This window comes from Maribacter sp. IgM3_T14_3 (assembly GCF_049603095.1).
Taxonomy (GTDB): Bacteria; Bacteroidota; Bacteroidia; order Flavobacteriales; family Flavobacteriaceae; genus Maribacter.
The window spans coordinates 2,663,845-2,690,068 of sequence record NZ_CP187138.1 but is presented as its reverse complement, the minus strand read 5'-3'; the positions used below and the strand labels follow the sequence as shown (position 1 = coordinate 2,690,068).

Annotated in this window: 24 protein-coding genes; 2 read left to right on the top strand and 22 right to left on the bottom strand. The window is 37.7% G+C overall.

All coding sequences use genetic code 11. The annotated features are described in order from the left end of the window. Nucleotides 1-413: 413 nt before the first annotated feature. Nucleotides 414-1,097 carry a hypothetical protein gene (locus ACPF9A_RS12085; protein ID WP_423997214.1) on the bottom strand — a complete coding sequence of 228 codons (684 nt, stop codon included), beginning with the start codon at nt 1,095-1,097 and terminating at the stop codon, nt 414-416. Next, entirely contained in the window at nt 1,097-1,513 is a 417-nt protein-coding gene (locus ACPF9A_RS12080; protein WP_423997212.1) for a BfmA/BtgA family mobilization protein, read from the bottom strand. Before ACPF9A_RS12080 ends, ACPF9A_RS12085 begins: the two co-directional genes overlap by 1 nt. Before the next feature lie 1,204 nt (nt 1,514-2,717). On the opposite strand from ACPF9A_RS12080, the gene ACPF9A_RS12075 reads away from it, so the two are divergent. Then, nucleotides 2,718-3,302: a TetR/AcrR family transcriptional regulator gene (locus ACPF9A_RS12075; RefSeq protein ID WP_423997210.1), complete on the top strand. Its 585-nt coding sequence runs from the start codon at nt 2,718-2,720 to the stop codon at nt 3,300-3,302. Between the two features lie 120 nt (nt 3,303-3,422). Here ACPF9A_RS12075 and ACPF9A_RS12070 read toward each other — a convergent pair whose 3' ends face one another. The 5 genes from ACPF9A_RS12070 to ACPF9A_RS12050 form a co-directional block, all read right to left on the bottom strand. Continuing rightward, nucleotides 3,423-3,965, bottom strand: a complete 543-nt coding sequence (locus tag ACPF9A_RS12070) for an SCO family protein (RefSeq protein WP_423997208.1) — start codon at nt 3,963-3,965, stop codon at nt 3,423-3,425. An 88-nt stretch (nt 3,966-4,053) separates the two neighbouring features. Next, nucleotides 4,054-6,024, bottom strand: a complete 1,971-nt coding sequence (locus tag ACPF9A_RS12065; protein ID WP_158975401.1) for a tyramine oxidase — start codon at nt 6,022-6,024, stop codon at nt 4,054-4,056. 85 nt (nt 6,025-6,109) lie between these two features. After that, complete coding sequence (locus ACPF9A_RS12060) at nt 6,110-8,575, bottom strand: TonB-dependent receptor (RefSeq protein WP_423997205.1); 2,466 nt, start codon at nt 8,573-8,575, stop codon at nt 6,110-6,112. Nucleotides 8,576-8,599: 24 nt separating this feature from the next. Further along, a complete protein-coding gene (locus ACPF9A_RS12055) occupies nt 8,600-9,892 on the bottom strand; it encodes a phenylacetate--CoA ligase family protein (protein ID WP_158975399.1) in 1,293 nt (430 codons plus the stop codon). Nucleotides 9,893-9,922: 30 nt separating this feature from the next. After that, the gene (locus ACPF9A_RS12050; RefSeq protein WP_423997203.1) at nt 9,923-11,335 is read right to left on the bottom strand and encodes an aldehyde dehydrogenase family protein; all 1,413 of its coding nucleotides are present in this window, start codon (nt 11,333-11,335) and stop codon (nt 9,923-9,925) included. Nucleotides 11,336-11,500: 165 nt separating this feature from the next. Here ACPF9A_RS12050 and ACPF9A_RS12045 point away from each other — a divergent pair, with 165 nt between their 5' ends. Continuing rightward, nucleotides 11,501-12,397 (top strand): helix-turn-helix domain-containing protein, encoded by an 897-nt coding sequence (locus ACPF9A_RS12045; RefSeq protein ID WP_423997201.1) that lies wholly within the window; start codon nt 11,501-11,503, stop codon nt 12,395-12,397. A gap of 46 nt (nt 12,398-12,443) precedes the next feature. On the opposite strand, the gene pckA is transcribed toward ACPF9A_RS12045, so the two are convergent. The 15 genes from pckA to ACPF9A_RS11970 form a co-directional block, all read right to left on the bottom strand. After that, a complete protein-coding gene (gene pckA, locus ACPF9A_RS12040) occupies nt 12,444-14,036 on the bottom strand; it encodes a phosphoenolpyruvate carboxykinase (ATP) (RefSeq protein WP_423997199.1) in 1,593 nt (530 codons plus the stop codon). A 96-nt stretch (nt 14,037-14,132) separates the two neighbouring features. Beyond that, entirely contained in the window at nt 14,133-14,732 is a 600-nt protein-coding gene (locus ACPF9A_RS12035; RefSeq protein WP_423997198.1) for a transferase hexapeptide repeat family protein, read from the bottom strand. Beyond that, nucleotides 14,732-15,109, bottom strand: coding sequence for an acyl-CoA thioesterase (locus ACPF9A_RS12030; RefSeq protein ID WP_423997196.1), 378 nt, complete (start codon nt 15,107-15,109; stop codon nt 14,732-14,734). Before ACPF9A_RS12030 ends, ACPF9A_RS12035 begins: the two co-directional genes overlap by 1 nt. Before the next feature lie 9 nt (nt 15,110-15,118). Next, nucleotides 15,119-15,871, bottom strand: coding sequence for an enoyl-CoA hydratase/isomerase family protein (locus ACPF9A_RS12025; RefSeq protein WP_423997194.1), 753 nt, complete (start codon nt 15,869-15,871; stop codon nt 15,119-15,121). A gap of 1 nt (nt 15,872) precedes the next feature. Next, nucleotides 15,873-18,371: a phenylacetic acid degradation bifunctional protein PaaZ gene (paaZ, locus tag ACPF9A_RS12020; protein WP_423997192.1), complete on the bottom strand. Its 2,499-nt coding sequence runs from the start codon at nt 18,369-18,371 to the stop codon at nt 15,873-15,875. 16 nt (nt 18,372-18,387) lie between these two features. Further along, nucleotides 18,388-19,596, bottom strand: a complete 1,209-nt coding sequence (pcaF, locus tag ACPF9A_RS12015) for a 3-oxoadipyl-CoA thiolase (RefSeq protein WP_423997190.1) — start codon at nt 19,594-19,596, stop codon at nt 18,388-18,390. A gap of 1 nt (nt 19,597) precedes the next feature. Continuing rightward, nucleotides 19,598-20,002, bottom strand: a complete 405-nt coding sequence (locus ACPF9A_RS12010; RefSeq protein ID WP_423997188.1) for a PaaI family thioesterase — start codon at nt 20,000-20,002, stop codon at nt 19,598-19,600. Further along, complete coding sequence (locus tag ACPF9A_RS12005) at nt 19,977-21,170, bottom strand: 3-hydroxyacyl-CoA dehydrogenase NAD-binding domain-containing protein (RefSeq protein WP_423997186.1); 1,194 nt, start codon at nt 21,168-21,170, stop codon at nt 19,977-19,979. Before ACPF9A_RS12005 ends, ACPF9A_RS12010 begins: the two co-directional genes overlap by 26 nt. Before the next feature lies 1 nt (nt 21,171). Further along, nucleotides 21,172-21,951 carry an enoyl-CoA hydratase-related protein gene (locus tag ACPF9A_RS12000; protein WP_423997184.1) on the bottom strand — a complete coding sequence of 260 codons (780 nt, stop codon included), beginning with the start codon at nt 21,949-21,951 and terminating at the stop codon, nt 21,172-21,174. A gap of 5 nt (nt 21,952-21,956) precedes the next feature. After that, a complete protein-coding gene (gene paaD, locus ACPF9A_RS11995) occupies nt 21,957-22,460 on the bottom strand; it encodes a 1,2-phenylacetyl-CoA epoxidase subunit PaaD (protein ID WP_423997182.1) in 504 nt (167 codons plus the stop codon). After that, nucleotides 22,454-23,206, bottom strand: coding sequence for a 1,2-phenylacetyl-CoA epoxidase subunit PaaC (gene paaC / locus ACPF9A_RS11990; RefSeq protein WP_158975389.1), 753 nt, complete (start codon nt 23,204-23,206; stop codon nt 22,454-22,456). The genes paaD and paaC overlap by 7 nt, the downstream gene beginning before the upstream one ends. Next, on the bottom strand, nt 23,206-23,490 hold the full coding sequence (gene paaB, locus ACPF9A_RS11985; protein WP_158975388.1) for a 1,2-phenylacetyl-CoA epoxidase subunit PaaB: 285 nt from the start codon (nt 23,488-23,490) through the stop codon (nt 23,206-23,208). Before paaB ends, paaC begins: the two co-directional genes overlap by 1 nt. Nucleotide 23,491: 1 nt before the next feature. Then, nucleotides 23,492-24,448, bottom strand: a complete 957-nt coding sequence (paaA, locus tag ACPF9A_RS11980; RefSeq protein ID WP_158975387.1) for a 1,2-phenylacetyl-CoA epoxidase subunit PaaA — start codon at nt 24,446-24,448, stop codon at nt 23,492-23,494. Between the two features lie 17 nt (nt 24,449-24,465). Next, the gene (locus ACPF9A_RS11975; RefSeq protein WP_423997178.1) at nt 24,466-25,539 is read right to left on the bottom strand and encodes a 2Fe-2S iron-sulfur cluster-binding protein; all 1,074 of its coding nucleotides are present in this window, start codon (nt 25,537-25,539) and stop codon (nt 24,466-24,468) included. A gap of 97 nt (nt 25,540-25,636) precedes the next feature. After that, a complete protein-coding gene (locus ACPF9A_RS11970) occupies nt 25,637-26,212 on the bottom strand; it encodes a TetR/AcrR family transcriptional regulator (protein WP_423997176.1) in 576 nt (191 codons plus the stop codon). Nucleotides 26,213-26,224 lie beyond the last annotated feature (12 nt).

Genomic DNA, 26,224 nt, shown 5'->3' with positions numbered 1-26,224 from the left:
TAAAGTAAAACCTGCATTTCTAAAAAGCCGAACGTAATTATGAGAAAATGATCGCTCTTAACCATAAGGTTGAGAAGTTGGATTCTTGGTAAAATCAATATTTGTTCCAATGGGCTCAATGCAATAAAGATGGAAGTACGTAATTCGTTTAAATAAGAAGATGTTTGAAAAAAGACAGGATACACGGAAACAAAAAACCTAACAATCTATTTATAAGATTATTAGGTTTTTCAAGTACTCGAGGCGGGAGTGTCGCTATTTTTGTTCATCAGCCTATTTATAAGCCTTTCGAAAGATTGAATTTGGAGTGCAACCGAATTTGCAACCTTTAACATAACTTTATATTTTTCAACCAGCAAATCGCAGTAAAATGCCGTAAATAATATCTGTAATTGTAAAATCATAGCTATGAACTAAAGTGGGTCTTCAAAATTTCTTTCTACCCTACTCTGAAGATTTTTCAGATAGCCAGAAATTGGCGTGGTCGGGTTCTGTTTGAGTTCGTTGCCCTTTTCAATGAAATTTTTGGCTTGCGCTTTCCAGTTGTTGTTGTCTAGACCCCTTTGTAATTTCCATTTTTTCGCATGATAATAGGCGTAGAATTTTCTACCCTCCATTTCAGACCAATTATTTTCTTTAAAAAAAATTAAAACAGATAATTCATTTTTTGGCTTGGCCTGTTTATTTAAGTTTTCTTTTGTTTTATGTTTATAAGAAGGTACCAGATTTTGGCCAGGTTCCGGTACGCTGCTGGCCAAATTTTGACGTGAAAGTGTCCCAGAGGTTGTACCACTACTTATCCCGAAAATGGGAAGCCTTATTCTTGAGCCCCTTGCCGGATGAAAGGAGGGAAAGTAAACTAGATATCCCCAGTCGTTCAAATCCTTCAGATAATTGTGGTAGGTCGTTTTTGATTTGAATTTTGCCCTTTCCATTATGGCTGTCCTATTTATGGTCAAGGTCTTTTTAAAGTACTCCCTGTTCCATTTCTGGAAGAACGCCAGGTAAAAGGTAATGTGCCCTTGTTTGACCCTATCGTCCTCGTTGAATTTTTCAAAGACCGCATTTAGGTGAATGATGTAATTTACTTTCTCCATCAGTTCTCGGGCATTTCGTTATAACTATTTCTTTCCCGATAACGCACTTGCGTTTTTTCCGTGCTATACTTTTTCTCTATAAGCAATGGCTTCTTTGTTGGTTCTGCTTGTTCGAAAAGCGAATACAACATTGCAGCTGTAGGCTTGGTCTGAGATTTTTCGATATCCTTTAGTATGGCGATCATTCCGTTCATCCATTTTTTGATGAGCGTTGCCATTCTTGTTTCTAAGGTTTCCATTCGCGATCCCATAGATTCTGCAGGAGAAATTCCATTCTCCTCAAAAAAGTCCAACATGAGCATCAAAGTCATGGATTGTGATTTTGACATTTTCTTGCAGAATTTTCGAAACCGTAGCGCTACCGAAGTCTTTATTCCTAGCTTCTCAAATCGCTCTTTTTTTAATTCTTCATCCATTTTTTCTGAAATTTTATGCTTTTTTATTGGGCTGTAAGCGTTTTTTCTGAAAATCGGGCTCAAATGCTAAAATCCCCATAAGAGATAATACTCCCGAAACCCCTATTCTCATTGCTAATGGAGAAAAATAACAAAACGAAACATCGCGCCAGCGTGTTACCCTCTTGCTACTCCATCCCTTCATTTCATTTTGGGATTTCGAACTTTTTACCTGAAACTAAAAAGCGAATTAAAAAATATAATCCGACCGCTTTTTTTAGCATGACATATACCTGTTTTTTAATGAATCCTTAGTGTTCAAAAGAAAACGATGATATTTATTTAACCCCGTTCTTATTGAACTACCACAAAATCGAAGCCATATTTAATAGTTCTCTTTGGTGTCAATTAGTTGCCAAAATGGCATTTATCCAACTACTTATTATATCCAGAGCGTTTTCCTTTTCTTTCTTTTGATGGTAGATTGTATTTATCTGGCAGAAAGATCTTTATTACTAGCTAATATATAGGTTGGTTTTGAGCTATTCCAATTACTTCCCATAGAGCCTTCGCTGTTACCTTTTCTGTAACTGTATCTAAAATTTCGATTGCGTAAGGGCTTATAAAAATGAGCATGCGAATGGTTATGCAGTCCGTCTCAAGCTAAATTTTAAACCTTTGAGCAAGAAAGTAGAAAGCTTGCACAGTGGTTAACGAACGTAAAACTGAATTTTTACTTGGGAGTGTAGTGTTTCTTTCCAGCGCAGCGGAAAGAAGAAACGAAATGAAAAGTCAAAATTGAGGATTGTGTTCAAGACTTATTGTAGTGAAGCTCTTTTCCTATAATTGAGCTTTTTCTGCGAAATGGAAGGGAATGTGCTGAGGGTAAACTCTTATTTTCAATCCGTTAAAAGGGTGCGTCAAGTTTACCAAAGTCTAGATAATAGTAAAGTTAAGTTTGGTAAATATAGGTCTGCTTAAAAGATATCAGGACAAATGTAGTCCCGAAAAAAGTTCATATAACTGGACCATTAGCTTTTCTACCGATAAAATTTATTATTTAGATGTTACCAGTATGATAGCAGAATACCCTAGCTTATTAATTGGGAATAATTATAAAGTATTTACTTGGTCAAGGTATAGAAAAAAGTGTATTGCAGCATTTTTATATTAGGTATTAGCTTAATATTTTCTGTAAATTTGCACCCTTAACGCGGAAACCATTTTGAATAGAAAAAGTAAGAAACAAATCATTGTAGAAGAAGCTGCTGTTCTTTTTAATGAGATGGGCTATAGTGCCACTTCCATGAACGACATAGCCAGAAAATTGGGTGTTAAAGCACCAAGTCTGTACAATCATATTAAATCGAAACAAGAAATACTTAGCATCTTATTGCTATCTATTGCGAACAAGTTTTATAAGGGTATTCAAGAGGTTACAAGTACAGAAGATTCTTATCGTTTTAAACTCAAGGAAATTATTAAAATGCATATTAGAGTCGCTACAGAAAATCAGCATATTACGGCGCTAATTACACATGACTGGAAGCATTTAGAGGAACCATCGCTGTCTAAATTTGTAAAGATTCGATTGGATTATCGGAAAAAACTAAAAGAGGTAATTTTAGGAGGTATGAAAGCAGGTGAGCTCAAAACCGCTAATATAGAAATTACCCTGAACGCTATTCTTTCTTCTCTTCGTTGGATTTATAACTCGGAAATTTATGCGGACACTAGTAATGTTAGTCTTGACGAACTAGAAAAAACCCTATTGGATATTGTATTTAGTGGAGTGGATGAAAATTATTAGTTTTCTCTATTGATTGTTTTTTGGACCGTTATTAGGTTGCAGCCAGATAACAGTCCAATATGAAAACAAAATTACAAGCTTTATATTTTTAAATATTTCTATTTATTTACCCATAGCGAATTAAAGTAACTTTCGAATATCGGCTATCAATCTGTCAACCGATTCTTTATCCTTTCCATCATACATACCTCGCACGAAACCTTCACGGTCTACCAGTAATAATGCGCCACTATGCATTATGTTGTTCTTAAGCTTATTGTCGTCATTATAAACAACCGCGCCATAGCTAAAATTCGCTAGGTTATAAATTGCATCTCGGTTTCCGGTTAGCAAGTGCCAGTTTGAGACACTTTCAATTTCTAATGTATTCTCATAGTAATCCTTTAGTTTTAAAATTGTGTCATGTTCGGGGTCTATGGTATGCGAAAGAATCATAAAATTCGATTCAATCTCATAGGTTTTGAAAACACGTTTTAATTGTTTGGAAACTACCGGACAAATAGATGGGCAGCTCGAAAAAAAGAATTCAGCGACGTATACTTTACCTTTCACATCTTCTTGTGAAATAGTATCAGCATACTGATTGGTAAATTGAAAGGAGTCAATAGGCAAATACACCCCTGCCACCTTTGGCGACAAAATAGGTAGTTCTGGTTCATCCAATAAGGCAATACTCTTGTCTGAACGAGTTGAAAAAAAAGAGCAACTCGTACAAACAAAAGCCAAACTAACAAAGATTATATACTTAAACTTACTTTCCAATTTCTATGGCGGGATTACGGTCAAAACTCTTAGCGGGCCTTAGCGTTACCGAGTGCCAAAAAGTAGGCAAGACCGGCCAATCTTCAGGCAAGGTAATATGATGAAAGCCCATGGTGTACCAACAAACAATATCGGTATTATCAATAGACCTATCTTGGGCTATCCACTTTAAAATACCATCAGAACCATCACTTTGATTAGGGTATTTACCGGACGGATATAGTTCAGATTTATCATAGGGAGTTACCCATAATTGCTGTTTAGACCAAGCTGCCCTTTTCTGCGGATAGTCTTCATCGTCTAGAACCGAAAGATAGCTATGCCCTAAAATCTGATAGCTTTTATGTTGACCCAGACTGTTTTTCGAATTTTTATTTACCACTTTCCAGAAACCATCATGACCTTCTTTGTTTTCTGTAATGGCTCCTTCTTTTAATTCTGGATGCTCTACAACTTCCCAACCACTTTTTCGAGTGTTATTAGGGTATTTTACAGGAACAATTTCATCGGTAGCAAAAGAATTTTGAATGCCATCAACATCCAAATCAATTCTGAAGGATAAAAAATGGTCATGGTACACTCCGATTAGATTCGGTGCTACAAGATTACCCACTCTTGTTTCGGACATCGCAGTCGGGTCACTCATTGTTTTCGCTTTGGCTGCCTTAACAGCATCCATACCGGTTGCACCAACCTCAATGTTTAATATTCCCTTTGAGCTAAAAACATAGTCCACCACATAATCATAGTTTCCTACAACAGGAATGGTACGCACAACTAATTCTATTTCCGCCCTACTTTCATGAGTCTCATTTAAAAATTCAGCATGCCTCCATAATGGTCTACCCGTGTTCCGTTCAAAAATGCCTATAATCTTTTCATACAGCAAGGGTGTACCATCATCCATAGGGATAACAGCATTCAGTAATGTGGCATTATCTGGCACATCCGTTCCTTCCTGTAATGCGGAAGACAACAAGCCAAAGCCATATTCACCTATATCCATGTAAGAGCGATATTTCCAATCTTCCGAAGCATCTTGATAAGGGACGAACATCTCGTTGGCGGATATTTGATAGGCTACAGATTGCCCATCAAATTCTGCAAGAGAAACTACCGCCCCAAATCGTTTATCCATTCTCAAATGAAATTTCCATTTATCCCAAGTAATTTTTCCATCATCCGTAAATGAAAAATTATCACCTTCTGGTGAATTTAAGGTTACGGGTTTTAATTTATACGCATTGACCGATGCTTCATCATAGTCATAAGTTGTATCATTTCGACCAACATTATCATCGATAAGTACATCAATGACTTCACCTTTGTTGATATCAACTACGGGAGTGATGCCGTTAATTGGTTTTGCGAATAAATTCCTTTTAATGTCCTTTATATCTAACAACCAAACTTTTAACAGTCTTTGATCTCTAGTTTCTGTGCCAAAAAAACCTGTAGTTAAAGGTGCTCCAGCAACATCTTCAATCTTATAACCACGCTCTTTTAAAGCGTCTGTTACACGTTTGTCAGTCTTCCATATTTCTCCGGCTTGCATCCATTCTTCGAGCATTAAAGAAGGTTGAACATCTTTAATTTCTTCCCATTGCAGAACCTCTTCTTTAGAAATATCAACAATAGCTTCATATGTTTTTTTATCATCTCTTATAATCAATGCAGCTTTTCTGGTTATATCATTACCACGACCCCAAGCATAAACTGATTCTTTAGAAGGCTCTAACAGAGTTATTTCAGGAAATCGAGTGGTTTCTGAAATTTTCTTTGAAGTCATTAAAATCTCCTTGACTTCTAAGATTTCAGCTTCGGTGAGTGCATCAAGGGGGTGTTGCACTATCTTAGCAGTAGTAGTCGTATCTGTAGAAGTTTTTATCGCTTCATTATTTTCTTGTTCGCACCCTATTAAAGTGAACAAAAATAGAAATGGTAAGATTGTTTTTTTCATGCTATGTATTATTTAGAAAATCACATCCATCAAAATTGACGGATGTGATTGACACTTAAACTTAATGGTTAGTAATAATTAACTATCAAAATTTAACCCTAAAAGAGGTGCCAATTGTGATTGGTCTACTCTGTGCATAACGAACTCGACCAGGTACTTCAGCACCTAAGGAAATAACATCGCCAAAGTTAGCATTTTCATTGGTTAAGTTATTGACAAACAGTGATATATCTGCTTTGTTTAATTGCAAACCTAGTCTGGAATTGACGATTGTGTATGCACCCAAGGTACGTTCAGGCGTTCTATCAAAACTACTAAAACGCTCGCCTGAATGTTGAATATCAGCTCTTATAAACATATTGCCTCCAAATGCATCCCAAGAGTATTCAGCATTACCAGCTGCTGTTACAGAGGGTACTAGTAAAATTTCGGCTCCTTCTTCAGCTTGACTAAAAATTTCATTTTCACCCAAATCTGTTATTTTAGAATCTATATAACCAAAACTGGCACCCAATGAAAGTCCTTTTGTCGGATATACAGTTGCATCGAACTCAAAGCCTGCACTTCTAGCAGCACCTACATTGGTAAGGAAACTGTATCCTGATGCTGGTAATAGACTTCTAAGCTGCAAGTCGTTCCAGTTGTTATAGAATACTGCGGTATTCAATACGAACTTTCTGTTCTTTGAGGCTAATTTACCCCCTAGTTCATAACTCCATAAGTTATCTGACTTATAGGTTTGCGGAACTTCGGTTGTACCAAAAAGTTCAATAGCCTCATCAACACTAAATGAGGGCAAATTAGCATTCACACCGCCAATTCTAAACCCTTTTGATACTGTGGTATAAATTAAGTTATTATCATCGATTTTATAGCTCAACCCAAATTTTGGATTAAAACCATCGTTATTTATGTCTGGCAATTCACCATCTAAAAGCTCATAATTTGATACCAAGGAAGGAAATGCGGTTCGCTCTCTCTCACTTTTTGCATTAAAATAACGCACGCCTAACGTACCTATTAATTTATCTGTTAAGTCTATGTACAATTCAGAGAATATGGCAATTTCGGTTATAGTAGATTTATTTTCAGTACGATAAATATCATCTAACGATGTATCACCCTCCTCGGCGGCTTCAATAAACTGACCTAAGCCAGGAGATTCGCTTATACTTATCTCATCAAGGGTCTCATTCGCGTAAAACACACCAGCAGCAAAATTAACTTTAGACTCCGTATCAGAAATATAACGTAATTCCTGAATAAACTTATTGTAGTCACCATCTCTTTTTATGGCTACAGGATAAGACAGGTCATCTCCATCAATCTCGAAAGCAAAGTTGAAAAATTCTGTAATATCTTCGGTCTCACTAAAAAATCTATCAAAATAAGATGTTGCTGAAACAAACTCACCTTTTCCTGTGTCGTGCTTAATGGTAAGCGATGTAGAGGTAAAGGAATCCTCAAAATCCTCATCGATATCGGCAGACCTAATAGCAGTAAAATTCCCTGGCTGAATATCGGCAAGGTTATAACCGTCAGCTTCTGTTTTCTGATAGATTAATTTTGGAAGAATAGTCCATTTTTCATTCGGAGTAAACTTTAAACTCGCATGAAAACCATAACTTCTTTCCTCATCAACATCTTCCTTTACGTCAGTTAGTACTGGATGATTACCATTCAAAGGAGTATAGTTATTAGGTGTCTTATCGAATATACCGCTCTTTAAATTGTAAAACCCTACCAATCTTAAAGCTGCTTTATTTTCTTTTAGAGGTACATTAAACACAACGTCTCCACCATAATTCACTCCACCTTCTTTTACTGTGCTCAGTTCGGTACCTACATTAGCATAAAAACCCTTAGTATTCGGTTCGTTTGTTAGTACCTTCAATGCACCTCCCATGGCACTTGAGCCATATAAAGTTCCTTGAGGACCACGTAAAACTTCAACTTGTTTGATGTCTACTAATTTAGGGTCAATAGTTTCTGGTAACGGAATCTCATCTAAATAAAAAGCTGTTGTTGCATTACCCGTGATACCCCTAATGGTAATGGAGTTTGATGTTCTGCCATCAGCAAGATCACCACCACCCCCACCTTTACCAAAAGAGAGGTTGGGTACTTTAGACGCGTAATCTGTGAATTCAAAAGAACCACTTTTTTGAAGCTCAACGCCACCAATAGCAGTGATACTAATAGGAATGTCTTTGGCGTACTCGGCCTTTTTCCTTGAGGTTAATACAATTTCATTCAGAACCTGTACATTCTCTGCTAAAGATATATTGTAGGTGTTATTAGCGCCTACTGTAATAGACTTACTTGTATATCCTATATAAGAAAATTCAAGAACATTGCCCTCAGTTACTTCAATGGCATAATTTCCATCAAAGTCTGTAGTAGTACCTGTTGTTGTGTTCTTTATCAACACACTAACTCCCGGTAGCGGTTCTCCTAAATTGTCTTTTACGGTGCCATCAACCGTTTTTTGCGCTGATACCATTCCCATACTGAAAACGAAAATCAGGGCCGTTACTAAAAAGTTCTTCATAATTATTGATTTAGTTGTTAGTGATTATTTAGTTCTTAAATCTAAAATTCTTTTGAGCTTTCCTCCTTCACTTCTTGGAACACCACCTGGTGCTACCAAGGTGACTTTCATTGAAATTCCTATATTATCTTTGATTTTTTTGATAAAACCTTTTGATAAATCAACGTTATTAATGTCATTGGAATTTGAAGTTTCCACTTTAACTTCAACGCAATCCATTGCATTCTGCTTGGTTACGATAAGTTGATAATTTGGTGTGAGTTGCGGTATATTTTCTATGATACTCTCTACTTGAGTGTGGAATAGGTTAACACCTCTAATAATCAACATATCGTCTGACCTTCCTTTTAAAGCCCCCATTTTTATGTGGGTTCTTTTGTGGCTATGGTCATACGTGAGACTGCAAATATCGTTGGTCCAATAACGCAAAACAGGGAAAGCTTCCTTAGTAAGGGTTGTGAATACTAAAACACCTTCCTCACCATAAGGCAGTGGTTTGCCCGTGTCTTTATCTACAATTTCTGGAAAAAAATGATCTTCCCAGATATAACTTCCTGTACCCTGTTCTTCAAAATCTTCTTGAGAAACTCCGGGCCCTATAATTTCACTTAAACCATAGATGTTAGTTGCTTTTAAGTGTAGCTTTTGCTCTATTTCCTGACGGATAGCTTCTGTCCAAGGTTCTGCACCAAGAATAGCATATTTAAGGTTAAACCTTGAGGCAACATCAATACCTCTTTTTACACATTCATTGGCAATTGTTTGTGCATATGACGGTGTACAGCAAATGACCTCAGATTTGAAATCTTCTAGAAGGTCTAATTGCCTGTCTGTCATTCCTCCTGAAATAGGAATAACAGACATACCAAATTTGGTTGCACCAGAGTGCATACCCAAACCTCCAGTAAAAAGACCGTACCCATACGCATTGTGCAATTTCATTCCTGGTTTAGCACCAGCACAAGCCAAAGATCGCGCCACCACTTCATCAAAAACATCCAAGTCGTTTTTAGTATATCCCACTACAATAGGTTTTCCTGTTGTACCACTAGAGCAATGTATTCTTCTTAATTGGTCTTCTTTACAGGTAAAAAGACCGAAAGGATAGTGATCACGTAAATCACTCTTTTTGGTAAAAGGTAGTTTATGTAAATCTTCAACTCCTTTTATGTCTTCTGGTTTCAACCCTATAGCATCGAACTTATTCTTATAAAAAGGGACTTTATCGTAAATTCTCTTGAGCATCACAGCCAGCCGCTGATTCTGTAATTTTCGTAATTCTTCTAGAGGTAAGGTCTCTAATTTTGGATTATACATTTAAAAGATATTTCTGTTAGATTGATTGTATTATTTTTTAATGCTGATAACCCTTGGTTGTGTTACCGATTTTAAACCCTCAATACCAAACTCAACTCCATAACCAGAATCTTTAACTCCTCCAAATGGAACCATTGGGTGTATTGCACCATGTTGGTTGATCCATACCGTACCAGATTCTATTTGCTGGGCTACTTTGGTGGCTTCGTCTATATTATCGCTCCATACAGAGGCACCCAAACCAGTTCGAGTATCGTTAGCTTTTTGTATAGCTTCCTCAACAGTTTTATATTTAATAATTGGTAACACTGGTCCAAATTGTTCTTCATCAACAATACGAGAACCATTATCTACATCAGCTATTAGCGTAATAGGATAAAAATAGCCTGCGCCACCTGTGGCTTTTCCGCCACGAATAACACGTGCTCCATTTGCCTTGGCATCTTCCACCAAATCAACTACTTTGTCAAATTGCATTTTATTCTGAATAGGTCCTAACAACACACCTTCATCCATACCATTACCCATAGCCATTTGCCCACTGACATCATTAAGTATATTGATTACGTTTTCATAGTCATTTTCATGTACGTAAAGTCTTTTAGCGCATGCACAAGTTTGTCCTTGATTTATGAAAGCTCCCCAGAATAAATCTCCAGCTTTAGAAGTCATATCTGTTCCTGGCAAAATAATAGCTGGGTCGTTACCTCCACATTCCAGAGTCAATCTGGCCATGTTATTTCCTGATGCCTCAATGATTTTTCGTGCTGTACTGGTAGAGCCTGTAAACATTATTTTATCTACGTCTTTACTTTCAACTAACATGGCCCCTACTTTACCGCCACCAGCAATAGAATTTAATACCCCTGCTGGAAGGACCGTATTTAGCAAACGAACCATTTCTAAAGTACCAATAGTGGTGTACTCCGAAGGTTTGATTACCACGGTATTCCCTGCACGAAGTGATGGCATAATTTGCCAAATGGCAATCATTAAAGGCCAGTTCCAAGGTGCAATGGCACCTACAACGCCTACTGGTTTTCTATGTAGCTCATCCCTTCTAGCTTCGTCTTCAAAGACTACTTCAACCGGTAAATCCAATGATGCTGGTACTTGTGTCCAACCCACACAAGCTTGCATTTCAAACATAGAACCTGGTCCAGCCATGGCCTTACCTTGTTCTTTGGTTATCCATTGTGCTAAGTATTCGGTGTTATCTTCTAAAACCTTGGCAGCTTCCATAAGCTTGCCTTTTCTATATTTATCCGATTGCGCAGCCCAGTCTTTTTGCGCAGCTTTGGCTGCTTCGATTGCTTCCTTTACTTCTTCTTCATTAGAGATCGGTGCAAAACCGATAACTTCATCGGTTGCTGGATTCTTTACTTCAAAGGTGTCCGTGCTTGTTTTTAGCTCTCCATTAATACTAACATTATACGTTTTCATAAATATGTCTTTTTAGAATAGTCCTCAATATTAATGAACGCTCATTAGACAATAATGAATTATTAAGCATAATTATTATGTTATAGTACATATATTGTTAAATGTTTTAATTAAATTGTATTTTCAATGTTATAATTCATTTAAATCGAATAATAATTCAATATTATGACAACTTCTGGAACTAAATTTATTGAAAGAGGAACGCACTATGAATTCGTTTCTGGCAATAAACTCTCGGTATATGAGACCAATACGCCTTGCGAGAATGTGGAGTTTTACTTCAACCGTTACGTAATAACATTGATGATGGTTGGGCATAAAACCGTGAAATCTGAAAATGTGCATATCGAGTTTTATCCAGGTATGGTTTTTATTCCCGAGAAAGGAGTCGTACAGAAAGTAGCTATTGCTAATGCGAGTTTATCCAATCCCACCAAGTGCTTGGTTTTAGATGTGGCTCCAGAATTCTTAGAATCTTTTTATGAAGAGTTATTGCACGAACCTAACGGTTTTTTTCCAAATAAGGATAGTTCAATATCACATACTAACAACCACATTTGTCTAAATGACGAGGCCAGTATCGAGTGCTTTCAGCGATTATTTAAATCTGTTAAGGGTAGAACTTCAGAACGAGACGATGTAATACATGCTCTTATGCTCAAAGAGTTTCTATCAAGACTTTTTCAAACCGAGGCGGGTAAGCTCTTAAAGGAAAATTTTAATAATAGAATTAAAGACAAAAAAGTGGCATCTATCATTCACTATATCAAAACCAATCTTAGCAATAAAATCACTATTGACGATTTGGCAGCAATTGCCGGGGTAGGAAAAACAAATCTTTTCAATAGATTCAAAACCAGTATCGGTGTTACACCTGTAAATTATATAATGAAAGAACGAATCGACTTATCGAAAAAGCTTATCGACAAATCAGAAGATTTGCGGAGTGTCGCTTTTCAAAGTGGTTTCAATACCTACGAGCATTTTTGTAATTCCTTTAAAAAAATAGAGGGGATGTCGCCTTCCGCATACCGAAAAAGTAATTTAGTCTGGTCGCTTTAATCGTATTGTAGCTGCTAGAATTCAAAAGATGAATTATGACCTAATTTTAGAACGCGAAGCGCTGTGGTCCACCACGATGAATTTCTTCACTTGCGTACGCTTCGAACTTTTTAAAATTCTCTCGAAAAGCATTCGCTAGTTTGAAAGCTGTTTCGTAATAAGCCTTATCATCGTTCCAAGTGGTTCTCGGACTTAAAACGTCTGTTGGGACACCTGGGCATTCACGTGGCTGCGCAACTCCGAAAACTGAATGAATATGATAATTATCGTAATTGTAAGCTCCTAGCTCACCATTGAGAACTGCATCTATCATAGCGCGGGTATACTTTAATTTCATTCGAGTACCTATTCCGTAAGGACCGACTGTCCAACCCGTATTCACCAACCACACATTTACACCCGCATCTTTCATTTTCTTACTTAACATTTCGGCATATTTAGCTGGATGCAATGGCATGAACGGTGCGCCGAAACATGCAGAAAAAGAAGGCATAGGCTCAACAACTCCCGCTTCGGTACCAGCGACCTTGGCGGTATAACCTGAGATAAAGTGATAAGCAGCTTGGTTTGGTGTTAACTTCGAAATTGGAGGTAACACCCCAAAAGCATCAGCAGTCAAAAAAAAAATATTCTTTGGATTTCCCCCTATTGAAGGCGATTGAATATTATCGATATGATGAATAGGATAACTTACTCTTGTATTCTGGGTAATGGATGTGTCTGTGTAGTTTACATTCCCCTTATCATCCAATACTACGTTCTCTAAAATAGCGCCCTTTTTAATGGCACCGTAAATTTCAGGCTCACTTTCTTTAGATAGATTAATCACTTTTGCATAGCAACCGCCTTCGAAATTAAAAATCTCGTTATCCATACTCCACCCATGCTCATCGTCACCAATAAGTTTTCGTTTGGCATCTGTTGACAAGGTTGTTTTTCCTGTGCCGGATAATCCAAAGAAAATTGCGGTATCTCCTTTTTCACCTATGCTAGCAGAACAATGCATTGGCAAGGTATTTTTCTCCGTCGGAAGTATGAAGTTTAACGCAGAAAAAATACCTTTTTTAATTTCACCTGTATAGCCAGTACCACCAATCAAAGCTATTTTTTTTGTAAAATTTAAAATAGCAAAATTATGTTGGCGTGTTCCATCTGTTTTTGGATTCGCCAAAAAACCTGGTGCATTTATCACCGTCCATTCTGGCTCAAAGGTTTTTAATTCTTCCTCCGTTGGTCGTATAAACATATTGTAAGCGAACATATTGGACCAAGGATATTCGTTTACAACCCGAATACTCATTTGGTAATTACTATGCGCACATGCATAACAACTACGAACATAAAGTTCCTTTTGATTCAAATATGAAATTACCTTATCATATAAATCATCAAATTTTTCTGGTTTAAAAGGGATATTAATAGCCCCCCACCAAATTTTGTCTTTAGTAATATCATCTTTTACAATAAAACGGTCATTTGGAGAACGCCCGGTAAACTCACCTGTATTGATACATAATACACCATCCGAATTTTCCTGGCCCATATTTTTCTTAATGCTAATTGATTGTAGCACTTCTGGAGAAGTTTGGGTATTGATATTACTATGGGTAATTCCGATGTCTTTCAAAGAATTGGTCATTTATATTTTATTGGGTTGATTTATTTTTGATGTTGGTAAAGAGCTAAACTCCACAGGGCATTTTTTTGAGTTGGTAGTGACTCTATTGTCTTCAAATCACTTCTTTTTAAAACTTTCTCGAAGTGTTCGATATGCATTATCTTGTTTAGGAAGGTCTTTTGGAACTTCACGTAATGGAGCAACCTCCTTTAGACTTTCATGACATTCTTTCGGCAGTTCTTGATACAGTTTGGTGCCATTAGTTTTCCAAGCTATCATCTCATCACTAACTTGCTTCACCACTTTTGCTGGGTTTCCAACGACCAAACTTCTTGCAGGAATATTAGTTTCAGCAGGCACAAATGCCATTGCCCCAATTATGGATTCGTCTCCAATTTCCACATCATCCATAATGACCGAGTTCATACCGATAAGGCAATTCTTTCCTAAATTTGCCCCATGGATAATAGCCCCATGGCCGACATGTGCACTTTCTTTTAAAACTATAGATTTACCCGGAAACATATGCACGGTGCAATTCTCTTGAACGTTCACACCGTCTTCCAAAATAATTTGTCCCCAATCACCGCGAATAGCAGCACCTGGCCCTATATAACAGTTTTTGCCAATGATGACATTACCAGTTACGGCGGCCAAAGGATGTACAAAACTACTTTCATGTACTACCGGTATGTAACCCTTAAAACTGTAAATCATTATTTTAATTTTACTGTTGTTTCTGTTTTTCCATGTGGTAAACTATTACCATACTTATCTAGATTTACCATAACAATGTTATCTATCGTTATGATGATTTCTTGGCTCTGAATATTACGGACTTCACATTTTAAAGTAACAGATGTTTTTCCAAACTTCAGAATACATAAAACAATTTCAACAATATCTCCTGAACGAGCAGAAGCTTTAAAATTGATTTCTGTTATATATTTGGTTACTACTCTATCATTATCTAATTGTATTATAGAAAAAAGTGCCGCTTCCTCATCAATCCATTGCAATAACCTTCCTCCGAAAAGAGTGTGATTTGGGTTTAAGTCTTCAGGTTTTATCCATTTTCTGGTATAAAAGTTCATAGAACTATTTTATTTAAATCCTTTTAATTTCTCTTTTGTAAAATTAGATAGCACTAAATTTCCACTGGTCTCCGCCCGTTCCATTAATAGTTCATCCCAGTCATCGGTGCCTTTCCAGAATACACTTTTCATATTTTTCATGGCTTCCGTATTGTAGGTGCACAAATGTTCTACTGTTTTTTTTACAGCCTCATCCAGTGCTTCATTACTTTCAAATACATGGGTAAATAAGCCTTTTTCCTTCGCCCATTCTGCGGGATAAAAGGTATTGGCATCGATTGCAATCTGCGACATGCCGCTTAAACCAATCTTGCGTTCTATTGCCGGACCTACTACAAATGGTCCTATACCTATATTCAGTTCACTCAACTTAATTGCGGCATATTTTGATGCCATACAATAATCGGTAGCTGCTGCCAAGCCTACTCCACCCCCAACAGTCTTACCTTGAATACGACCAATTATAAATTTGGGGCATTTTCGCATTGCATTAATCACATTGGCAAAGCCTGAAAAGAATACTTTACCGGTTGCTGCGTCATTAATATTGATTAACTCTTTAAAACTTGCCCCTGCACAGAAGGTACGGTCACCTCCACTTTTTAGAACAATAACTTTTATAGCATCGTTTGCTCCTGTTTCAGTAATAGTTTCAGCAAGCTTGTCCAAGATATCTCCTGGAAGCGAATTTTGGGAAGGATGAAAAAATTCAATATATCCTACTTCGCTTTCTATCGTTTGTTTTACGTACGGTTCTGTCATATTATATCAATCCGAATTGTTCAAAATGGTGGTTCAAATGCTTTCGTTCCAGCAAATACCATTCGTATTTATTCAGCTCCCCAAAGACTAAATTCTTTAACTTGGCTTCTGGATTTTCTTTAAAATAGGATAAATAGCTAGATCGAGACCTAATAAGATTCTCAATAGCAGTCTGTAAATCGGGATATTGTAAAGGAGCAAGCGTGTCTTTTTCCAATAGCGGAAACTGACTATTTTTTGGAAATGGCTCATAATCATAGAGACTATTGTGTACTTTTTCTAATATCTTTTCTGGAGTTGCAATATCAAAATCCTGTACTTCTCCAGCAGCTATTTTATAAGTGAAATCTAGATGTTCAATCATATGCTGGGCAGTCATGATACCCCATTTTGGTTTTGAAGTTTCTGTCAACTTCGCTAAAGACTCCGTAATCTTATCTTCAGTTATTTCAACTAAGGATTCTTGCCTCTTTTGCACCATGGTCAAAATAGTAGCAATGGCCACCAATTCATCTTCGGCATCAAAAACCTCAACAAACCATTTTACGATGCCACTTGGGTGCTCTGCACTCGCTACATCTCTGTCTACTTTTTGTTTGCAAGTCAGGCGCACATAAACTGTATCGTTGTGATATAATGGACGAAGGAACCTACATTCCTCTAATCCATAATTGGCAGAAACAGGGCCCTTATTCGGGTAAACAAATAATCCCGCGGCAGCGGAAATAATGAAATAACCATGTGCCGTTCTTTTCTCAAAAATACTGCCCTCTAAAGACGTAATGTCGGTATGGGCATAAAAATGATCCCAAGTAACATTGGCAAAATTGATTATATCTGTATCTGTAAAAGTCCGCTTATGGGTCTTTAAAGACATGCCCGGTTGAATATCTTCCCAGTGGTATTTAAAGGGATGTTGTGCTGCCTCTTTGTATTTGGCATTCGGCTGATAAATACCAGTTACTTCGGTAAGCGTAGTGGGAGAGCCTTGAATTGCCGTACGTTGCAAATAATGCTTTATGCCACGTAAACCGCCCATTTCTTCACCGCCACCTGCGCGACCAGGACCACCATGGACCAAGGTTGGTAATGGCGAACCATGACCTGTACTTTCTTTAGCACTATCTCTATTTAAAATTAGAATTCTACCGTGATATGCCGCAGCGTTAATGGTATATTCCTTGGCTATTTTATCATCATTAGTTACTATAGAGGAGACCAAAGAACCTTTGCCCATTTGCGCCAAGGTTATTGCCTCTTCTAAATTCTTATAGGGCATTATGGTACTTACAGGCCCAAAGGCCTCAGTATCATGAACCCTTAAGTTTTCAAAAGGATTATCCTCTCTTAAGACTATGGGACTTAAAAATGCACCGTCTTTGTAGTTGCCGCCAATAATATCATTTTTCTCAAAATCGCCATATACGATTTCAGCAGTTTTTGCCAATTCAGCAACACGTTCTTTTACCTCGATTACTTGGTCTTTACTAACCAAAGCTCCCATTCTTACTTCCTTAAGTCGTGGGTCTCCTATGGTAATTTTAGCTAGTTCTTTTCCTAAGGCTATCTGAACATCTTCTACCAATTTTTCAGGAACAATTACCCTCCGTATTGCAGTACATTTTTGTCCGCACTTCACGGTCATCTCTTTTCTCACTTCTTTTATAAACAAAGAAAATTCTGGTGTGCCAGGAATCGCATCTTCTCCTAAAATACAGGAGTTTAAAGAATCTGCTTCCATAGTAAAAGGAACCGATTCATTTATAATTCTAGGATTAGACTTTAAAAGTCTACCTGTGCTAGCAGAGCCTGTAAATGTTACCACGTCTTGAGAATCTACAGTTTCTAATATCGTTCTTGCAGAACCCGTAATTAATTGCAAAGCTCCTTTGGGTAAGATACCCGAAGCTACAATTTCTTTAACTACGGCTTCGGTTAAGTATGATGTATTGGTTGCTGGTTTTACCACAGCAGGCACTCCTGCCATCCAATTACAAGCGCATTTTTCTAACATGCCCCAAATAGGGAAGTTAAAAGCATTAATATGAATAGCAACCCCTCTTTTAGGCACCATAATATGATGTCCCATAAAACGGCCTCCTTTAGATAAGTCTATAGGTTCACCTTCTACATGATACGATTGATTGGGAAACAATTTACGAAGGGATGCATTGGCAAATAGGTTACCAAAACCACCTTCAATATCAATCCAACTATCAATTCTTGTGGCACCCGTTCTATAACTAAGTTCGTAAAAGGCTTCTTTCTTCTTAGTGAGATGTAGTGCTAAGGATTTAAGCATATTACCCCGCTCTTGAAAGGTCATTTTCCGAAGTATTTCTCCGCCAACCGTTCTGCCGTGATGTAGTATTTCTTCAAAGTTTAACCCTTCGGTATCGGAAAGGGAAACTACTTCGCCCGTTACGGCATCGAACATGGGTACTCCTTCACCTTTACCCTCGACCCAATTATCTAAAACAAAATTTTGTGACTTCTTCATACCTCTTTTCCTTTACTTAGACTCTTTCAATAATTGCGGCATACCCCTGCCCCACACCAATACACATGGTAATCAAAGCATACCTCTTGTTTTGTTCTTGTAGTTCTAAAGCTGCGGAATAGGCAATTCTTGTACCTGTCACCCCAAGTGGATGTCCGATGGCAATAGAACCTCCATTTGGGTTTATTCTGGCATCATCATCAGCTAACCCCCAAGCTCTTATACAGGCAAGTGCCTGCGATGCAAAAGCCTCGTTCAATTCGATAACATCCATATCTGCCATGGTCAAACCCGCTTTTTTCAAAGCTTTATTTGATGCTTCTACGGGTCCAATACCCATTATTCTAGGTTCTACACCAACCACCGCAGAACTTACAATTCTAGCGATTGGCTTAAGATTATATTTTTTAACCGCATCTTCAGAAGCGATTATAGTTGCCGCAGCACCATCATTTAATCCAGAGGAATTTCCAGCGGTTACACTACCGCCTTCTTTTTTAAATGCTGGTCTTAGTTTTGCCAAAATCTCAGGAGTTGTTGTTGGCTTTACAAACTCGTCTTTTGAAAATTGAATAGGGTCTTTTTTACGCTGAGGAATTTCTACGGTAACAATTTCTTTTGCCAAACGACCATTTTCTTGAGCTTTGGTTGCCTTCATCTGGCTACCATAGGCAAAGGTGTCTTGGTCTTCCCTTGAAATATTGTATTTATCCACTAAGTTTTCAGCTGTAATTCCCATGCCGTCCGTACCGTACATTCTTTGCATTTGCGGATTGATAAATCGCCACCCGAATGTAGAATCATACATTCTAGAATCACCACCAAAACCTGTTGAGGGTTTTGAAATGACATATGGCCCACGTGTCATATTCTCCACACCACCAGCAATAAATACATCACCGTCCCCGGCTTTGATAGCTCTATTTGCATGAATGATTGCGGATAGGCCAGAACTACATAAACGATTTACCGTTTCACCAGGAACACTAAAAGGCAATCCTGCTAATAAGGAAGACATTCGCGCTACATTACGGTTATCTTCTCCTGCTTGGTTTGCGCAACCCATGATAACATCGTCATAGGCTTCTTTTGGGATAGCTGGATTTCTAGATACAATTTCCTTAATCACCAAAGCCCCTAAATCATCTGTTCTTATAGCCGATAATGTACCTTGATAACTTCCGATTGGTGTTCTAACGCCATCTATGATATATGCTTCTTTCATTTTATTCCCAATCTTTTTGTGTTCTGTATACGACACCTTTGAATAGTGCTACCAAATCATCACCTTTTTTTACTTCGATGACATTAAACCCTACTTTATTCTTTACTTTTTCTAAACTACATTCCGCAGTAATAAAATCGCCTTCCTCTAATGCTTCAATATGATTGATAGATGTTTCAATAGATACTGCATATTTTCCGTGGGTATTGCTGGTAAACCCAAAAGCAGTATCCGCCAAAGAGAATGTTATGCCATCGTGAGCTTTTCCCATGCTGTTCAACATTTCTCTGCGGATGGTCATACCTACCCTGCAATAACCTACCCTAGATTCCAGTATCGCTATACCCAACCAATTACTGAATGGATCCGCATCTAGCATTCTAAAGGGAATATCTTTTCCTTCCATTAAAAAAATTTTTATTTTCCTTGTTCATACTTCGCAATAATGGGCTACATCGATATCTATCTTCATGATATTCATCATATAACTTATCCATCATTGTTACACACCAATCCGTTCCTTTTTCATCGGCCCATGCTAACAATCCTTTAGGGTAGTTTACGCCTTTGGTCATTGCATTATCAATATCCTCTGCAGTAGCAATTCCCATAAATAAGGTATCTGCCGCTTCATTGATAAGCATTGCCAGAACACGCTCCAATATTTGTTGCTTCAAAAATACATCGCTGCTTGTATATTTATCCTGATGCTTTTCTAAATCAGAGATGCTGGTATAATCGTAATATCCTCTATCCGATTTTCTACCTAGGTATCCTGCTTCTGAAAGTCTTTTTTGTGTAAAGGAAGGTTTGTATCGATCATCATAATAAAAAGAGGCAAAAACGGATTCGGTTACCGCATAATTGACATCGTTTCCTATAAAATCCATTAGCTCAAATGGTCCCATACGGAAGCCTCCCAAAGTTTTTAAACTGCTATCAATGGTTTCAAAAGATGCCATTCCTTCATCATATATTCGAAGTGATTCACTGTAAAATGGTCGTGCCACTTTGTTCACTATAAAACCTGGAGTGTCTTTGGCTACGGCTACCACTTTTTTCCAATCGGAAATAATCGCTACGGATTTTTGCACTACCCCTTTTGAAGTTTGAATAGCAGGAATCACCTCTACCAATTTCATTAAGGGCGCAGGATTGAAAAAGTGAATTCCAATACAACGGTCTGGCTTTTTCAAAGAAGCTGCAATGGAAGCAATTGACAAACTAGATGTATTGGATGCGATAATGCAATCATCAGAAACGTAGCTTTCCAATTCTGAAAATACTTTTTTCTTGATATCAAGATTTTCAATAATCGCCTCGATAGTAAGGTCCGAACCGCTTAAATCTTTTAAATGATTTACATACGAAATGTTGCTTTGAATTCTATTTTTCTCAGCGGTATCTATGCGGCCTTTTTCAATTAAACGCAATAATATCTTTTCTAGAGCTGCTTTAGCCCTGTCCAATGCCTCTTGATTGGTATCGTACAAGTTTACGGTGCAACCTGAAGTTGCCGCTACTTGTGCAATACCGCTGCCCATTGTTCCTGAACCTATAACGCCTACATTCATACTAGTTACCTTTGAATTCTGGTTTTCTTTTTTGAAGAAATGCCGTCACGCCCTCCTCGTAATCATTACTTTCTGATGCCTTCAATTGCAGCTCTGTTTCTAGTTTCAATTGGTCTTCGAGCGAATTTGTCATCGAACTGTTTAATGCTTGCTTAATTAGCCCTAGTGCCATCGTTGGCATTTGTGCCATTTTCTCAGCTATTTTTTGTACTTCTTCATCAAAAGCTTCAACAGTAAAAACTTTATAAATCATTCCCATACGTTCCGCTTCTTTTGCCTTGATTTTGTCACCCAACATGGCCAAGGCCGATGCTTTTTGAAAACCAATAAGTCTTGGCAAAAAGAAGGTGCCGCCACTATCAGGCACTAAGCCAATGCCGCTGAACGCTTGTATAAAGCTTGTTCTTTCACTAGCAACTACAACATCACAGGCTAATGCTATATTCGCGCCTGCCCCTGCAGCTACTCCATCTACGGCAGCAATCACGGGTTTTTTAAGGTTCCTGATTTTTTCTATTATCGGAGCGTAGTGCTCTTCTAGAATCGTACGAAACCCTGGGTTTAATTCTTTATCGGTCACCTCTTTAAGGTCTTGACCAGCACAAAACGCTTTTCCGTTTCCAGAAATAACCACCGATCTGACCAAATCACTACTTGCACAGAAGTCCAGCTCTTTTTGCAATTGAAGTGCCATTTCCCTATTAAAACTATTATAGACATCAGGTCGATTCAGTCTTAAAAAAGCAATGTTGTTTTCTATGTCTTTTTGTATGGTTCCCATTATTGTTATTTAAGGCATTTGAAATAGTCAAAAGGTTCTTGGCAACTTTCACATTTAAACAATGCCTTACAAGCGGTTGAGCCAAATTGACTTACCAATTGGGTTTCTGTAGAACCACAATTGGTACATTTCACAATTTTTTTATTTTCTAATAATGCTTCTTTATCGGCATGTGCATCTAAGGGTGCTGCAATACCATATTCTTTTAGAGCTTTACGTCCTTTTATGGTAATCCAATCTGTTGTCCATGCAGGTGACAACACTAATTCTATTGTAGCAGTATACCCTGCAATTTTAAGTGCGGCTGTAATATCATCTCCAATCACATCCATAGCAGGACAACCACTATAGGTTGGCGTAATTAAAACATGTACTGTGTCAGTATCAGAAATGACCGCAGAACGAACAACTCCCATATCCATAATAGAAAGTACCGGAATCTCGGGGTCGGACACCTTTTCTAAAATTGGAATTAATTGTTTGTCTATATGTTGCATTTCTATTACCATTCCATATTAGGGTATGTGCGCTGCATATACTGTAAATCACTCAATATGTATCCCATGTGTTCTGTATGGATGCCCTCTTTACCACCTTTTTGAAACCACTTTGATTCTGGAACGAAGAGCGTTGCCGCATCTAGTATTTCAGTAACTTTTTGATAGTAGCTATCTTTTAATTGAGTGACATCAACACCAACGCCTTCTTCAAGCATAGCCTTGTCAGCTTCCGTTTGATGAAAAAACTCGTCGGTATAGGTCCATAAAAAATCTATTGCGTTTTGCGTTTTTTCTTTGCTTTCTGTAGTACCGTCACCTAGTCTTTTTACCCAATCGGAAGAAAAACGTTCGTGGTAGCTTACTTCTTTAATCGATTTTTTTGCAATAGCCGATAAGGTCATATCGGTGCTGTTCTGCAATTGGTCTAAAAATAGAAGGTGGTACACATCAAATAGAAATTGCCTGCATATGGTATGTGCGAAATCTGTATTGGGCTGCTCTACCAATAGAACATTTACGTACTCACGTTCTTTTCGTAGCATGGCAATATCATCTTCCTTTCTGCCATCACCAGCGATTTTAGCGGCATATTGATAGTAGCTGCGAACTTGCCCCAACAAATCAAGAGAAATATTGGTACAAGCTATATCAGTTTCTAAACTGGGACCATGGCCACAGAGTTCGCCCAAACGTTGCCCTAGAATAAGACAGTTATCGGCAATGGCTAAAATATACTTATATAAGTTTTCTTTCATTACATGTGTTTTACTTCGTCTGGCAGCTCATAAAAAGTAGGGTGACGGTAAATCTTGTCTTTTGCAGGTTCAAAAAGCTCCCCACTATGCTCAGGGTTAGAAGCAGTAATATGCTTAGACTCTGTTACCCAAATACTAATACCTTCATTACGCCTAGTATAGACATCACGTGCGTTATCTAAAGCCATTTCAGAATCTGAGGCATGTAGACTTCCCACATGACGATGCTCTAATCCGTTTTTACTTCTAATGAAGACTTCCCAAAGGGGCCAATTCTTATCCATATTAAACAGCTTTATCCAGTTTTCTATTTTCTTTTTTTTCCGCATGCGCCATAGCGGCATCCCGAACCCATCCACCATTTTCCCAAGCACTTACACGAGCATTCATGCGTTCCTTATTACATGGTCCGTGTCCTTTGACCACTTGCCAAAACTCGTCCCAGTTTATTTCTCCAAAGTCATAACTCTTACGCTCCTCGTTCCATTTTAAATCCGCATCAGGAATAGTCAAGCCTATTAAATCTGCCTGTGGCACCGTTTGGTCTATAAATTGTTGACGTAATTCATCATTGGTCTTTCGCTTTAATTTCCATTTCATGGATTGCGCCGTATGAACTGATTCCCCATCCGTAGGTCCCAACATCATTAGCGATGGCCACCACCAGCGATTTAAAGCATCTTGCGCCAATTCTTTTTGTTCCTGACTGCCATTCGCCAATTTTATCATGATTTCATAGCCTTGGCGTTGATGAAAACTCTCTTCTTTACAAACACGGACCATAGCTCTGGCATAAGGCCCATAAGAAGTGTTACACAATGGCACCTGGTTGATAATTGCAGCACCATCTACCAACCAGCCAATAGCACCCATGTCTGCCCATGTAAGGGTAGGGTAATTGAAAATACTGGAGTATTTAGCCTTACCAGAATGCAATTGCTCATATAATTCGTTTCTAGAAATACCTAAGGTCTCGCAAGCGCTATAGAGGTATAAACCATGCCCCGCTTCATCTTGCACTTTTGCCAATAAAGCTACTTTTCTTCTTAAACTTGGCGCTCTGCTTATCCAGTTTCCTTCTGGCAGCATTCCTACAATTTCAGAATGTGCATGTTGAGACATTTGCCGAATATGCGTTTTGCGATATTTTTCTGGCATCCAGTCTTTTGCTTCTATTTTTTCATCGCGGGCAATTCGTGCATCAAATTGCTCTTCTAAATTTTTGATTTTTTCTTTACTCATAGCTATACGATTTATGTTTAAACGTCAAAATCAACCACTACCTTTTCTGAAGTGGGTACTGATTGACAGCTCAAGACCAGATTTTGAGCTACTTCACTCTCGTCTAAAGCATAGTTTATTTTCATTTCTACAGAGCCTTCTAGTACACGACATTTACAGGTACTGCAAACACCACCTTTGCAGGCGAACGGCAAATCTGCCCCAGCTGCCAATGCACCATCAAGAATGTTGTCATGGTCTGCAGTCATCACAAAGTGGAACTCTTTACTACCATCGATAATGGTCACCTCGGTGCCTTCCACCTTTTGTTCTAAAACTTTGGTTATGCGCTGTTGATTCTCTTCTGAACTTCCTGAAAAGAAAAGTTCATAGTGTATTTTATCTTTTGATAATCCAGCCGCTTGTAGTTCATCACGAATCAAGAAAACCATGTCTTGAGGTCCGCAAATAAAACAATTATCGGTGTTTTCTATTTGAATAAAAGAATTCGTTAATATTTGCAACTTCTCCTTGTCGAAACGACCGTTTAAAAATGGAATATCGCGCTGCTCTTTGGTAAGAAAGTAGAACACCTGAAACCTATTGAAAAACAGGTTTTTCAATTCTTCTATTTCCTCTTTTAGTATAATGGATTTTGCTGTTCGGTTGACATAGAACAATTTAAAGGTACCATTGGGTTCTGCCTTTAAATGCGTTTTTATAATGGATAAAATTGGAGTAATACCGCTACCTGCAGCAAAAGCAATATAATTTTTAGTAGCTGTTGGGTCAATGTGTACATAAAAATCCCCCTTGGGAGGCATCACCTTTAAAGTATCTCCAGATTTTAACTTTGTATTCACGAAGGTGGAAAAAACGCCATTGTGAATTTGCTTAACGGCAACTTTCCATTCATCATCAAAAGGACTAGAACAAAGGGAATAGGAACGTCTTACATTTTCATTTTCAATGAGTGATTCTAAGGTGAGGTACTGCCCTTGCTTGAACTTAAAATGTTCCTTTTTCTCATCGGGAACCTGAAAAGAAAGTACCGAACAATCTTTGGTAGTTTTTTCAATATGGGAAATTGTCAATTCTTGAAAGTCAGCCATAAGAACAAATCATTTACACAAAAATAACTAACATTTGTTAGTTTACCAAATATATTTGTTGATAGACCTTAAAATTCAATGAAATAATTCGATGTTATTATGCTCGGATACCGTCTAACAAGACACTTATCATATCCGCTTTTAATTTGTCTTTATCCTTCTCTTTTTGCCGAGAATACCATATATACAAAGACCTAAGTGTGGTAAGTATTGAAAAAAGCATCGTTTCAGAATCTATCTTTCTAATTTCACCAGAAGCTATTCCACTTTTTATAATCTGCCTGAAATTTTCTTCATATTGCTTTCGCATTTTTTTGAAGTAAATAAGGTCATCTCCCTCGAGGTACATCCAATCATTCTGTAAGGAAGCGGTGCCATTCGGATTGTTCAATGTAATTTCTATATGATGAATAATTATGCTTTTAATTTTTTCAACAGGGGTAGAATCATCGGCCATAACAGTATCCATACTATTGGTAAATTGTTCTGCCAATGAAATTATAATCGCAGAGAGTATTTCTTGTTTTGACGAGATATGATTATATAAACTGGCCGCTTTTATTCCTATTTCCTCAGCAAGTACCCGCATGGTTACATTTTTGTACCCCATAGTGTTAAAAAGTGAGGAGGCTGTTTTTACGATTTCTAGTTTTCGGCCTTTAAATTCTTTCATTTTGTTTTTCAA

Coding starts and splice junctions, on each gene's coding strand:
- ACPF9A_RS12085 (WP_423997214.1), bottom strand. CDS start 1,097: ATGGAGAAAGTAAATTACATCATTCACCTAAATGCGGTCTTTGAAAAA.
- ACPF9A_RS12080 (WP_423997212.1), bottom strand. CDS start 1,513: ATGGATGAAGAATTAAAAAAAGAGCGATTTGAGAAGCTAGGAATAAAG.
- ACPF9A_RS12065 (WP_158975401.1), bottom strand. CDS start 6,024: ATGAAAAAAACAATCTTACCATTTCTATTTTTGTTCACTTTAATAGGG.
- ACPF9A_RS12060 (WP_423997205.1), bottom strand. CDS start 8,575: ATGAAGAACTTTTTAGTAACGGCCCTGATTTTCGTTTTCAGTATGGGA.
- ACPF9A_RS12055 (WP_158975399.1), bottom strand. CDS start 9,892: ATGTATAATCCAAAATTAGAGACCTTACCTCTAGAAGAATTACGAAAA.
- ACPF9A_RS12050 (WP_423997203.1), bottom strand. CDS start 11,335: ATGAAAACGTATAATGTTAGTATTAATGGAGAGCTAAAAACAAGCACG.
- ACPF9A_RS12045 (WP_423997201.1), top strand. CDS start 11,501: ATGACAACTTCTGGAACTAAATTTATTGAAAGAGGAACGCACTATGAA.
- pckA (WP_423997199.1), bottom strand. CDS start 14,036: ATGACCAATTCTTTGAAAGACATCGGAATTACCCATAGTAATATCAAT.
- ACPF9A_RS12035 (WP_423997198.1), bottom strand. CDS start 14,732: ATGATTTACAGTTTTAAGGGTTACATACCGGTAGTACATGAAAGTAGT.
- ACPF9A_RS12030 (WP_423997196.1), bottom strand. CDS start 15,109: ATGAACTTTTATACCAGAAAATGGATAAAACCTGAAGACTTAAACCCA.
- ACPF9A_RS12025 (WP_423997194.1), bottom strand. CDS start 15,871: ATGACAGAACCGTACGTAAAACAAACGATAGAAAGCGAAGTAGGATAT.
- paaZ (WP_423997192.1), bottom strand. CDS start 18,371: ATGAAGAAGTCACAAAATTTTGTTTTAGATAATTGGGTCGAGGGTAAA.
- pcaF (WP_423997190.1), bottom strand. CDS start 19,596: ATGAAAGAAGCATATATCATAGATGGCGTTAGAACACCAATCGGAAGT.
- ACPF9A_RS12010 (WP_423997188.1), bottom strand. CDS start 20,002: ATGGAAGGAAAAGATATTCCCTTTAGAATGCTAGATGCGGATCCATTC.
- ACPF9A_RS12005 (WP_423997186.1), bottom strand. CDS start 21,170: ATGAATGTAGGCGTTATAGGTTCAGGAACAATGGGCAGCGGTATTGCA.
- ACPF9A_RS12000 (WP_423997184.1), bottom strand. CDS start 21,951: ATGGGAACCATACAAAAAGACATAGAAAACAACATTGCTTTTTTAAGA.
- paaD (WP_423997182.1), bottom strand. CDS start 22,460: ATGGTAATAGAAATGCAACATATAGACAAACAATTAATTCCAATTTTA.
- paaC (WP_158975389.1), bottom strand. CDS start 23,206: ATGAAAGAAAACTTATATAAGTATATTTTAGCCATTGCCGATAACTGT.
- paaB (WP_158975388.1), bottom strand. CDS start 23,490: ATGGATAAGAATTGGCCCCTTTGGGAAGTCTTCATTAGAAGTAAAAAC.
- paaA (WP_158975387.1), bottom strand. CDS start 24,448: ATGAGTAAAGAAAAAATCAAAAATTTAGAAGAGCAATTTGATGCACGA.
- ACPF9A_RS11975 (WP_423997178.1), bottom strand. CDS start 25,539: ATGGCTGACTTTCAAGAATTGACAATTTCCCATATTGAAAAAACTACC.
- ACPF9A_RS11970 (WP_423997176.1), bottom strand. CDS start 26,212: ATGAAAGAATTTAAAGGCCGAAAACTAGAAATCGTAAAAACAGCCTCC.